General features: G+C 61.5%; 7 protein-coding genes and 1 pseudogene. 5 read left to right on the top strand and 3 right to left on the bottom strand.

All coding sequences use genetic code 11. The annotated features are described in order from the left end of the window. Window positions 1–43: 43 nt before the first annotated feature. The 3 genes and pseudogenes from pflA to ACFP6B_RS04985 all read right to left on the bottom strand — a co-directional run bounded on the left by pflA (window position 44) and on the right by ACFP6B_RS04985 (window position 3,462). Window positions 44–925 carry a pyruvate formate-lyase-activating protein gene (gene pflA / locus ACFP6B_RS04995; RefSeq protein WP_237186880.1) on the bottom strand — a complete coding sequence of 294 codons (882 nt, stop codon included), beginning with the start codon at window positions 923–925 and terminating at the stop codon, window positions 44–46. A 9-nt stretch (window positions 926–934) separates the two neighbouring features. After that, window positions 935–1,177, bottom strand: a pseudogene (gene grcA2, locus ACFP6B_RS04990) (autonomous glycyl radical cofactor GrcA2); the annotation flags it as partial. Window positions 1,178–1,344: 167 nt separating this feature from the next. Further along, window positions 1,345–3,462, bottom strand: coding sequence for a pyruvate formate lyase family protein (locus ACFP6B_RS04985; RefSeq protein ID WP_377127613.1), 2,118 nt, complete (start codon window positions 3,460–3,462; stop codon window positions 1,345–1,347). A 425-nt stretch (window positions 3,463–3,887) separates the two neighbouring features. Between ACFP6B_RS04985 and ACFP6B_RS04980 the strand changes: the two genes are divergently transcribed. From ACFP6B_RS04980 to ACFP6B_RS04960, 5 genes are all read left to right on the top strand, one after another. Then, entirely contained in the window at window positions 3,888–5,234 is a 1,347-nt protein-coding gene (locus ACFP6B_RS04980) for a M50 family metallopeptidase (protein WP_377127610.1), read from the top strand. Between the two features lie 183 nt (window positions 5,235–5,417). Then, window positions 5,418–6,581 (top strand): flavodoxin-dependent (E)-4-hydroxy-3-methylbut-2-enyl-diphosphate synthase, encoded by a 1,164-nt coding sequence (gene ispG, locus ACFP6B_RS04975; protein ID WP_185173294.1) that lies wholly within the window; start codon window positions 5,418–5,420, stop codon window positions 6,579–6,581. 21 nt (window positions 6,582–6,602) lie between these two features. Further along, the gene (locus ACFP6B_RS04970) at window positions 6,603–7,796 is read left to right on the top strand and encodes a GNAT family N-acetyltransferase (RefSeq protein ID WP_377127606.1); all 1,194 of its coding nucleotides are present in this window, start codon (window positions 6,603–6,605) and stop codon (window positions 7,794–7,796) included. A gap of 176 nt (window positions 7,797–7,972) precedes the next feature. Continuing rightward, window positions 7,973–9,667: a hypothetical protein gene (locus ACFP6B_RS04965; RefSeq protein WP_377127603.1), complete on the top strand. Its 1,695-nt coding sequence runs from the start codon at window positions 7,973–7,975 to the stop codon at window positions 9,665–9,667. Window positions 9,668–9,868: 201 nt separating this feature from the next. Continuing rightward, window positions 9,869–11,668 (top strand): proline--tRNA ligase, encoded by a 1,800-nt coding sequence (locus ACFP6B_RS04960; RefSeq protein ID WP_377127600.1) that lies wholly within the window; start codon window positions 9,869–9,871, stop codon window positions 11,666–11,668. The last annotated feature ends 78 nt before the right edge of the window (window positions 11,669–11,746 follow it).

Below are 11,746 nucleotides of genomic sequence, written 5' to 3'. Positions count from 1 at the left end.
GGTGAAGAGAGAAGCGAGGGGGTCATCGTTTGATGTATGGAGTCTAGAAGACGGTGAGGCCGCGGGCGCGGAAGATGTCGCGGGCGGCTTCGGTGGCTTCTTTGCTGGGCGGGTGGACGTCCTTGAGCTTGTAGTCGTAGCCCAGGGACTCCCACTTATCGGTGCCCATCTGGTGGAAGGGGAGCACCTCAACCCGTTCAACGACGTTGCGCCAGCGGCAGACGATGTCGGCGACCTTTTCAATATTGTCGGGGTCATCGGTGTAGCCGGGTACCAGCACAAAGCGGATCCAGATTTTCTTGCCCAGGGCTGAGAGCCTGTCGCCGAAGTCGATGGTGGGTTGTAGGGCGCGACCGGTGAGTTCCCGGTAGACCTCTTCAGAACCCGATTTAACATCGAGCAGCACCAAATCAACGTTGTCAAGGAATTCGTCTGAAGCCTGAGCTCCGAGAAAGCCTGAAGTGTCGATGCAGGTGTGAATACCCAGAGACTTGGCACTCATGAGGATGTTCTCGGCGAAGGGGCGTTGCATGAGCACTTCCCCGCCTGAGATAGTGATGCCTCCGCCGGTGGCTTTGAAGACCTTGCGCATGCGCTTAATCTTTTTGATGAGGTCGGCAGCCATGACGGGTTTGCCGTCCTTCATATTGAAGGTGTCGGGGTTGTGGCAGTAGAGGCAGCGCAGGGGGCAGCCGTTCATGAAGATGGTCATGCGGGTGCCGGGCCCATCAACGGCAGTTACCAGCTCCCAGGAATGTACAGACCCTAGCTGGCCTTCGCGCATGAGTTTGAGCTGGGCGCTGCGTTCGAGTTCTGTCAGCTCACCCAGGCCCCAGGTGCCGGCCCCGGAATGCCGGTCCGCCGGCGGAGCAAATGCTAGCTCGCCGGCGGTATCGGTTATCTCGTGAGAGATATCAAGTGACATGAAGAATCACTAGGCTCCGTGGTGGAAGGTGCGGGAGAGTACGTCCAGCTGCTGTTCGCGGGTCAGGCGCACGAAGTTGACGGCGTAGCCCGAGACGCGGACGGTCAGGTTGGGGTACTTGTCGGGGTTTTCCATGGCGTCCTCAAGGGTTTCGCGGTTGAGGACGTTGATGTTGGCGTGGTAGAGGCCCTTGGGCGCGGTCTTGTTGGCGCGGTTTGCCTTCATGGATGCGAGGCGCTCTTCGTAGGTCTTGACGGCCATGATGTTCTCCTTAGTGGTGAGTTGATTGAAATAGGGCGGCAACCCAGGCTCGTGGCGAAGCTGCTGGCTCGGTGGCTGGCGTGAATCGCCTTGTGAGCGAAGCGAACCAGGCGAGAGGGTCGGCAGCGAGCGCGAACCTGGGGAGCCGTTCTGTAGTTTTAGTCCTCTTCAGGAATAAATCCTGCGTCCAAGATTCCGACCAGGTTGGTGACCTGTTCTTCCTTGGTGCGGCCGAGGGCGGTGGGGGTGATGGTGTTTGTCAGGGAGATGCCGTCGAGGGCGTCTTCGTAGTCCAGCTTGCCAACTGAGAGCATGGAGGCGACCATGCCGTGGGTGTCCATGCCGTTTTCGGGGTTGGCGCCGGGGGAGAAGGGGGTGCCTGCGCGGTGGCCGGAGGGGAAGTTACCGGTTGCCTTGCCGTAGACCACGTTGGAGGTGATGGTCAGCACGGACTGGGTGGGGATGGCGTCGCGGTAGAGGGGGATGGCCTTGATTTTCTCCATGACGGTGTGGACGATGGTGGCGGCGATGTCGTCGGCGCGGTCGTCGTCGTTGCCGTAGGCGGGGAAGTCGCCTTCGGTGATGTAGTCGACGATGAGGCCGGTTTCGTCGCGGACGGGGGTGACGGTGGCGTACTTGATAGCAGACAGGGAGTCGGCGACGATGGAGAGGCCTGCGATGCCGCAGCCCATGGCTCGGATGATGTCTGAGTCGTGGAGGGCCATTTCGATGGACTCGTAGGCGTACTTGTCGTGGCTGTAGTGGATGATGTTGAGGGCCTCGACGTAGGTGGCGATGACCCAGTCGAGCATTTCTTCGTACTTGAGCCAGACTTCGTCGAAGTCGAGGGGGCCGTCGCCCTTGATGGGTTCGTAGCCTTCGACGATGAGTTTGCCGCTCATTTCGTCGCGTCCGCCGTTGATGGCGTAGAGCAGGGCTTTGGCGGCGTTGACGCGGGCTCCGAAGAACTGCATCTGCTTGCCGATTTTCATGGGGGAGACGCAGCAGGCGATGGCGACGTCGTCGCCCCACTGTTCACGAATCTGGGGGTCGGATTCGTACTGGATGGAGGAGGTCTCGATGGAGATGGCGGAGCAGAATTCCTTGTAACCGGTGGGGAGGTTTTCGTCCCAGAAGATGGTGATGTTGGGTTCGGGGGCGGGGCCTAGGTTACGGAGGGTCTGCAGCAGGCGGAAGGAGGTTTTGGTGACCAGGGTGCGGCCGTCGTCGGCGAAACCGCCGTCTGACCAGGTGGCCCAGTAGGGGTCGCCGGAGAAGATCTGGTCGTAGTCGATGGTGCGCAGGAAGCGGACGATGCGGAGTTTGATGACGAGGGCGTCAATCATTTCCTGGGCGTCGGTTTCGGTGATGAGGCCTGCGGCCAGGTCACGTTCGAAGTAGACGTCGAGGAAGCCGGAGAGACGGCCGATGGACATGGCGGCGCCGTCCTGGGACTTGACGGAGGCCAGGTAGGCGAAGTAGGTCCACTGCACGGCTTCCTGGGCGGTGCGGGCCGGGCCGGAGATATCAAAACCGTAGAGGGCAGCCATCTTCTTGAGGCGCTTCAGGGCCTTGATCTGTTCGGAGTGTTCTTCGCGGTAGCGGGCCCAGTGCTCTGAGAAGCCTTGATCGGCAACGGCGTGCTTGGCGCGTTCTTTGTCGGCGATGAGGTTGTCGACGCCGTAGAGGGCTACGCGGCGGTAGTCGCCGATGATGCGGCCGCGGCCGTAGGCGTCGGGTAGGCCGGTGATGATGTGGGAGGAGCGGGCCGCGCGGATGCGGGGGGTGTAGATGTCGAATACGGCGTCGTTGTGGGTCTTGCGGTATTCGGTGAAGATTTTCTTGATGTTTTCGTCGGGTTCTTTACCGGCTTCGCGGATTGCGGTTTCGACCATGCGCCACCCGCCGTTGGGCATCATGGCGCGCTTGAGGGGGACGTCGGTTTGGAGGCCGACGATGACGTTGTCGTCGTCTGAGATGTAGCCTGCGGGGAAGGCGTCGATTTCGGCGGGGGTGTGGGTGTCTACGTCGTAGACGCGGTTTTTGCGTTCGACGGAGAGGTAGTTCTTTTCGAGGGTGTCCCAGACGCGCAGGGTCTTGTCGGTGGGCCCGGCGAGGAAGGCGGCGTCGCCTTCGTAGGGGGTGTAGTTTGCAAGGACGAAGCCGCGCACGTCGATGCTGTCTTGCCAGGGGCCGGGGGTGAAGCCTTCCCAGGCGGCGGTGGATTGTTCGTTGACAAAGACTCCCGTGGTGGGGGCTTCAACCTGTGCAGTCATGATGAGTGCTCCTCGTGAAGTGATGGGGGTGGCGCCTTTGCTGAGGCGGCGCGCTTTCTTCTTTTATTCTGCCTAGTTTGCCCCGTAAAACAAAATAGGTATGGTAGATGCTTAAAAACACCAAGGTGTGCTATTAATCGACATTTCTACTAGTCATCGCAGATATTGAGGGCTCTTTCCTGTTTTCTGAGCGCCCGCCGCAGCCTAGATTAGATCCCAGAAATCCCCTCTTTGACACTTTGTGACGTAAAGGCCTTTTTGACCCAAAAGTAAAGGTAAAAACCACCCCAAAGACCTGCTCGCCCTCCCTCTTTGTGGGCAAACTCCAAGGCCATCTAAGGCGACAGCTCCCAGCCCCATGGCGTACTCTGGCAGATGACCTGCCCAACCACCACGGGCGCCGCATCTACAAGGAGCACCCTCGCGTGACCGTCCTACTTTTCATCGTCGGTGTAGTGCTGATGGCCCTGGCTATCGCCGCCTCTATCGCTCTGCACGAGCTGGGGCACCTGGTGCCCGCCAAACTCTTTGGCGTGCGCGTACCCCAGTACATGATCGGGTTCGGCAAGACCCTCTTTTCCTGGCGGCTCGGCGAAACCGAGTACGGCTTCAAGGCCCTGCCCCTAGGCGGCTACATCTCGATGATTGGCATGTACCCGCCCGGCAAAGACGGGGCGGACGGACGCGCCGGCGGCACCAGCCCCCTCCAGCAGCTAGCCCGCGAGGCAAGGGAGGCGGACGCCGAGCGCATCACCGAAGCTGACCAGGGTAGGCTTTTCTACCAGCTACCGGTCTATAAGCGCATCATCATTATGCTGGGTGGGCCTTTCATGAACCTTCTCATCGGTGTGGTGGCAACCGCGGTGCTCGTGACCGGCTTTGGCTCCTACCAGCCGACCACCAGCGTCCAGAGCGTTGCCCAGTGCGTACAAACCGTTGACTCCACCAACGCCGACACCGCTAACTCCACCGAATGCGGAGCCGAAGACCCCCAATCTCCTGCCAACGCAGCAGGGTTGCAACCCGGGGACACCATTACCTCTTTCGCCGGGCAGACCATCACCAGCTGGGACCAGCTCACCGAACTGATTCGCACCAACGCCGACACCGAGGTGCCCCTCACTGTTGAGCGCGCCGGGCAGAGCCTAGAGCTCACCATCACCCCCATGCTGACCGTACGCCCTATCTACGATGAACTCACCGGAACCTACCTCACCAACTCCGACGGAAGCTACCAAACCCAGGAAGTCGGCTTCATCGGCATCGGCCCCACCAGCGAACTAACCCCCGGAACCATTGGCGAGGTACTGCCGACAGTAGGGGAGTCGCTGCAGCGTATTGGAGCCACCCTCATCAAGCTGCCCGCCCGCGTCTACGGGGTAGCCGTCACTTTAGTCACCAACGGCGAGCGCGACGCCAACAGCCCGGTCTCAGTTGTGGGCGTGGGGCGCATCGCCGGTGAAATCGCCGCCCACGACCAAATTATTCTGCGCGATAAGGCAGCCTCCCTGGTTTCCCTGGTCGCCCAGATGAACCTCATGCTCTTTGCCTTCAACCTCATACCCCTGCTGCCCCTTGACGGCGGGCACGTTCTGGGCGCCCTCTGGGAGGGCTTCCGCCGCAAGACCGCCAAACTGCTCGGACGCCGCGACCCCGGCCCCTTCGACCCGGTCAAGCTACTACCCCTGACCTATGTGGTAGCCGGTGCTTTCTTGCTGATGACCGTGATTTTGGTAGCCGCCGATATCTTCAAGCCGGTGAGCGTGTTCTAGGAGCTGAGTAGGTGGTGCATCCTGCCCCGCCCCCTCCCCGCTCATCCATTCCAATCAGCTGCGAGGGCGTCCTACCTGCCCTTGTGTGCTTTAGCTCAACCGCTCTTTGAGCTGAAGCGTGGCACAATAGATAGTTGAACAGGTGCGCAAGACCGCACCGCCAAAGAACCTTTGGAGGAAGATTTGACCTCGGTCGCCCTTGGAATGCCCGCTGCTCCGCCGCCCGTTTTGGCTCCGCGCCGTAAAACCCGCCAGTTTAAGGTCGGTAGCGTAGGCGTTGGCTCAGAATCTCCTATCTCGGTGCAGTCCATGACCACCACCAAAACCCACGACATTGGCGCGACCCTGCAGCAGATTGCTGAGCTGACGGCTGCCGGTTGCGATATCGTGCGCGTTGCCTGCCCCACCGATAAGGACGCAGAAGCCCTGCCCATTATCGCTAAGCAGTCCCAGATTCCTGTTATCGCTGATATTCACTTCCAGCCCAAGTACGTCTTCGCCGCTATCGAAGCCGGTTGCGGTGCTGTGCGCGTGAACCCCGGTAACATCCGTAAATTTGATGACCAGGTCAAGGAAATCGCCGCAGCCGCTAAGGACCACGGCACCTCAATTCGTATCGGTGTGAACGCCGGTTCGCTCGATAAGCGCTTGCTGGAAAAGTACGGTAAGGCGACCCCCGAGGCGCTCGTCGAATCAGCGGTGTGGGAGGCTTCTCTCTTTGAGGAGCACGGCTTCCAGGACTTCAAGATTTCGGTCAAGCACAACGACCCCGTCATTATGGTTGAGGCCTACCGCCAGCTAGCTGCTGCCGGCGACTGGCCCCTGCACCTGGGCGTCACCGAAGCAGGCCCCGCCTTCCAGGGCACTATCAAGTCAGCAACCGCCTTCGGCGCCCTGCTCTCAGAGGGCATTGGTGACACTATCCGTGTCTCCCTGTCTGCGCCCCCGGTTGAAGAGGTCAAGGTCGGCTCTCAGATTCTTGAGTCCCTGAACCTGCGCCCTCGTAAGCTCGATATTGTTTCCTGCCCCTCCTGCGGCCGCGCCCAGGTGAACGTGTGGGAACTGGCTGAAAACGTCACCAAGGGCCTTGAAGGCATGAAGGTGCCCCTGCGCGTGGCCGTCATGGGTTGCGTCGTTAACGGCCCCGGCGAAGCCCGCGAGGCCGACCTGGGCGTAGCTTCTGGCAACGGCAAGGGTCAGATCTTTGTAAAGGGCGAGGTTATTAAGACCGTGCCCGAAGAAGACATCGTGCAGACCCTGATCGAAGAGGCCAACCGCATCGCCCGCGAGATGGAAGAACGCGGCGAAATTGACCTTTCAGGTGAACCCACCGTCTCAGTCTCCTAAGTAGCTGAAGAAAAGCCCACCGTGACCGTCTTTTCACGTTTCTCCCGCGGGGCAGAAGATGCCCTAATCCGCCCCCTCACCAATGATGACCGGGCGGAACTTGAAACCATGATTGAGTCGGACCCGGTGGGCTTTCTCTTTGCCGCCGAGCACCTGCACCACTTCGGCCTACCAGCCCCTAGCGCTCTGACGTCGCTGAAAACTCCCCACGGTTTCATGGGGGTCTTTATGCCCCGTGAAGTCCCCGGAGAGATGGGACCAAAGGACGTCCCCGCCGGGGTGGCTGCGCACCTCACCGAAACCGTGGGGGAGCGCCTGCCCGCCCGTGTGCGGTCCACCCTTGAGGGGCTGTTTGCGAAGGCAACTGCCAGGGTCGGCACCTCAGCTGGAGCCCACTTTGCTGAAGAGGCAGCTGCTCCGCGCACAGCCATGCCCGGTCTGGCAGAGACTCTAGTGCCTGCGTCCGCGCGTACCCCGGCGATTGCCGAACCCCGCTACTGCCTGGTGGGGGCCTTCTGGCTGGGAGCCAACTGCGTTCCGCTCACCCTGCCCGAGGCCCACTACCGCCAGGTCGCGGCTTATATCTGGCGGCACAACCGGCGCATCGGCTCCATCTTTGGCCACCGCGAACCGGTCATGGGAATCTGGTCGCACCTCGCTTCGCGCATGCCCACCCCCTTTGACGTACGTGAAAACCAACCCCTGCTAGAGCTGCCCGTGACCGCTGACCTGAGCGAGCTCGTCCGCGCGCCCCTGGCCCGCCCCTCCCTGGGCGCTCCCGCCATCACAGAGCCGGTGCGCTGGGCCCGAACCGACGACAGGCCCAGCCTGCTGCGGGCGTCCGTCGCTATGTTCACCGAAGAAGTCGGCTACGACCCCATGACGCGTGACCCCGCAGGCTACACCCGCCGTATCGACGAACTCACCCGTACCGGCCGCACCCTGGTGGCCGTCAACAGCGAGAACGTGGTCATTTTTAAAACTGACCTGGGCTTAGCTCACGACTCCACCTGCCAGCTCCAGGGAGTTTGGCTGCACCCGGCCTATCGCGGTCAGCGCCTAGCCCCCGTGCTCCTAGCGCAGGCCAGCCACCTCATCCGCCAGCGCTTCCCCCACCTCTCCCTTTACGTCAATGACTACAACGCTCCCGCCCGTGCCCTCTACGCAGCAACGGGCTGGCAGCAGCACTCAACCTTCGCAACCGTCCTGTTTTAAACAGACATATCCCCCAGTGGGGCCACGGGTGTCCCCTAAAGGGCTGATTTTCTGGCTGAGTATTAGCTGGTAGTTTTGATGATGCACACTTTTTACCTCTGCATCGCAGGTCTGAAACCCCACCCACCCCAATTTCGGACGCAGAGCACCTGATCCACGAACTTTTAGGGAAAGCATTGAAGAGCCTCCGCACACCTCTTGGCGTCACCACCCTGCTTGGTCTTTCACTGACCATGGCCCCCGGCGCCTTCGCAGCTGACGCCGTCACCGTAGATACCGACACCCCCATCGGCGCTTACTGGGAAAAGAACAAGGACGCCCTGGGCGCAGCAACCGGCGAACAGCAGACCTTCGCCAACGGCGCCACCCAGCAGACCTTCGAAAACGGTGTAGTCACCCAGGGTAAGTACGGCGGCGTGCAGGCAGTTACCGGCGCAGCGGGCGAGGCTTTCATGAAGGCCGGCGGCGCTGAGAAGTTCGGCAACGCTGAATCAGCCCCCTGGAAGCACAGCCACTGCGGTCTCTCTATCACCACCCACGACGGCAAGACCCGCTGGCTCGTAGTGCTGGATGAAAAGACCCAGGCAGGCTCCTACATCAACCTCAACTCGGCAGAAGCCAAGGCTTGGCAGGCAGAGCGTTCCAAGACCCGCGCTTGCTTCACCAACAACGCTGTTGTTGAAACCACTCCCGTGCTGCCCGAGACTCCTGCTGAGCCTGTAGCTCCTAAGACTCCGGCTGAACCCGAAACCCCGGTTGCCCCTGTTGAACCGGTAGCACCTGAGACCCCCGCAGAGCCGGAGACCCCGGTTGTTCCTGAAACCCCTGCCGGGCCTGTGGCACCTGAGACTCCGGCTGAACCCGAAACTCCGGTAGTCCCTGAGACTCCTGCCGAGCCTGTAGCACCCGAGACTCCCGCTGAGCCCGAGACTCCCGCCGACACCAACTTCGGCGATGCCGCCAACAAGATTGCTGACGCCCGCGCGGTCGCTGCCGCTAACGGCGTAGCTGTTGCCGAAACCGGTGGCGAGCTCACCAAGGCAACTGCTGACCTGGTTACCCAGGACTTTGGCGGTAACGTCTCTGCCATCTACTCCATTGCCCAGGACCGGGCGCTCATGATCAACACCGATGCGCTCGCAAGCTACCTGGCTAAGCCCGCCGAGTACGGTACCTACCTCTACCAGAACGAGTACACCAAGCACTGGAAGACCGGTGCCCTTGAACTGCGTGCTCTCTTCTACAACACCACTGCTGAGCAGTGCTCCACCCCCGTTACCTGGGATGACCACGGCTACGCCCTGTACTCCACCGGTACCGCCGTCATCTCCCACTACTTCATCCAGTACGACGACTACGGCACCTGCATCAACTGGGACAACCAGACCACCGCATCCCCCGTTACCTGGGGTGCCGGTCTGATGGATCGCACCGCAACCGGCACCGAGATCGACACCACCTACGACTGGTCAGCAGCTAAGTTCATTCCCCTGCAGCAGGTGCTTGAACTGCGCGTAGACGCTAACAAGGTGGTCTACATCAAGGCTGATGCCCAGGGTAAGCCCCTGGCAGGTGCTAAGCCCGTTGAGTCCTCAGCCCTGACCGAGGCGCTCAACCTCTCTGACCGCGGTCGTTTCTCTTCCTACAACGACTGGGCAGCAGGCGGTAACTGGAACATCTGGAACGAGATGACCATGCTCGGTGCCCCCGTTGCTGAAGCAACCGAAGCCACCGCTAACGGCACCACTATCGTGACCCAGCAGTTCGAAGGTGGCACCCTGGTCTGGACCAAGGGCACCGCTTTCATGAACGCCGAGCTCAACGACCTGGGCCAGGCCAAGCTGGCTTGGTACACCGCCCTGGGGCTCTAAGCCCCTAGACTGAGCAGATTTTTCTGCGAGGACGCCGGTGCTCCACCTACCTGCCCAAGGGCAGGGGAGTGGGTACCGGCGTCCTCTCTTTAAGGCGGGGTACACACCCCGCCGGTTGGCGGTAAACTGGTAGATAAGTATGCCCACCCCGGCCTGCACGGTCGGTGAACGGGTCCCCGTACGAGAGAAGCGAGAAACCACTTGGTCCAGCGCCTGTCCCACCTGTTCCTGCGCACCCTGCGTGAAGACCCCGTCGACGCCGAAGTCGCAAGCCACAAGCTCCTGGTACGCGCCGGTTACATCCGCCGTGCGGCCCCCGGCGTCTACACCTGGCTGCCTCTGGGGCTGAAGGTGCTGGGCAAGATTGAGAACATCGTGCGCGAAGAAATGAACGCGATCGGTGCCCAGGAAGTTCACTTCCCCGCTCTGCTTCCCCGCGAACCCTACGAAGCGACCAACCGCTGGGAAGAATACGGCGACAACCTCTTCCGCCTGAAGGACCGTAAGGGCGCAGACATGCTGCTGGCCCCCACCCACGAGGAAATGTTCACCCTGCTGGTCAAGGACCTCTACACCTCCTACAAGGACCTGCCGGTTTACCTCTACCAGATTCAGACCAAGTACCGCGATGAAGCCCGCCCCCGCGCCGGTCTGCTGCGCGGCCGTGAGTTCATCATGAAGGACTCCTACTCCTTCAACGTCGATGATGAGGGCCTGGAAGAGGCCTATCAGGCCCACCGTGCCGCCTACATCAAGATTTTTGAGCGCCTGGGTCTTGAGATTGCTATCGTCCAGGCCCAGTCGGGTGCTATGGGTGGCTCCCGCTCCGAGGAGTTCCTGCACCCCACCCCGATTGGTGAAGACACCTTCGTGCGCTCCGAGGGCGGCTACGCGGCTAACGTTGAGGCCGTGACCACCGTGGTGCCCGAGCCCGTAGATGCGTCAGCCACCCCCGCTGCCCGCGTTGAGCTGACCCCCGACTCACCGACCATTGAAACCCTAGTTGACCAGTCCAACGCCCTGCACCCGCGCGAGGGTGAGCCCTGGACTGCCGCCGACACCCTGAAGAACGTGGTGCTGGCTGTTATCCTGCCCGACGGCAGCCGTCAGCTGGTTGCCATTGGTGTGCCCGGCGACCGTGCCGTTGACCTGGGCCGTGTCGAGGTCAACGTTGGCGCCCTGCTGGGCGTTGGCGGCGAGGTTGAGGTTGAAGCTGCCAGCGAAGAGGACTTCAAGAAGTTCCCGCAGCTGGTCAAGGGCTACATCGGCCCCGGCCTGACCCTGACCGAGAAGCTCCTAGGCACTGAGTCAGCTACCGGTATTCCCTACTTTGTTGACCCCCGCGTGGTTGAGGGCTCTGCCTGGATTACCGGTGCGAACGAAGATCAGAAGCATGTCTACGACCTGGTGCTGGGTCGCGACTTTGAGGCTGACGGCGTGATCGAGGCCTGCGAGGTACGCGAGGGTGACCCCGCTCCGGACGGCTCCGGCCCCCTGATTGCAGCCCGCGGCATCGAGATGGGCCACATCTTCGCCCTGGGCCGCAAGTACGCAGAAGCCCTGGGCTTGAAGGTGCTGGACCAGAACGGCAAGCTGCAGACCGTCACTATGGGCTCCTACGGTGTGGGCGTGACCCGCGCCCTGGCCGCCATCGCCGAGGGCAACCACGATGATAAGGGCCTGATCTGGCCCCGTAACCTGGCCCCGGCCGATGTTCACGTGGTGATGACCGGTAAGGGCAGCGAGATCGCTGAGGGCGCAGAAAAGCTGGTTGCTGACCTTGAAGCTGCCGGGCTTGACGTCATGTTCGATGACCGCCCCAAGGTATCTCCCGGTGTGAAGTTCGGCGACGCTGAGCTGCTGGGCGTGCCCACTATCGTGGTGGTCGGCCGCGGCTTTGCCGAGGGCAAGGTTGAAATCAAGGACCGCCGCAGCGGCGAAGCCCGCGAGGTTGCTGTAGCGGACGCCGTGACCGAGCTGCTGGCTGAGATTCAGGGCTAATACCCGCAGGTAGGTACCATCTAAGTCAGAAAAGACCACCAACGAGCTGGTCATTTCTGACTCAGATGGTACCTTGTG

This window comes from Rothia nasimurium, from assembly GCF_042660305.1.
GTDB lineage: Bacteria > Actinomycetota > Actinomycetes > Actinomycetales > Micrococcaceae > Rothia > Rothia nasimurium.
The sequence above is the reverse complement of the archived record's forward strand: the minus strand, read 5'-3'. Positions and strand labels throughout refer to the sequence as shown.

Bases quoted from the DNA above. Each gene is read 5' to 3' on its own strand.
- pflA (WP_237186880.1), bottom strand. From the start codon at position 925: ATGTCACTTGATATCTCTCACGAGATAACCGATACCGCCGGCGAGCTA.
- ACFP6B_RS04985 (WP_377127613.1), bottom strand. From the start codon at position 3,462: ATGACTGCACAGGTTGAAGCCCCCACCACGGGAGTCTTTGTCAACGAA.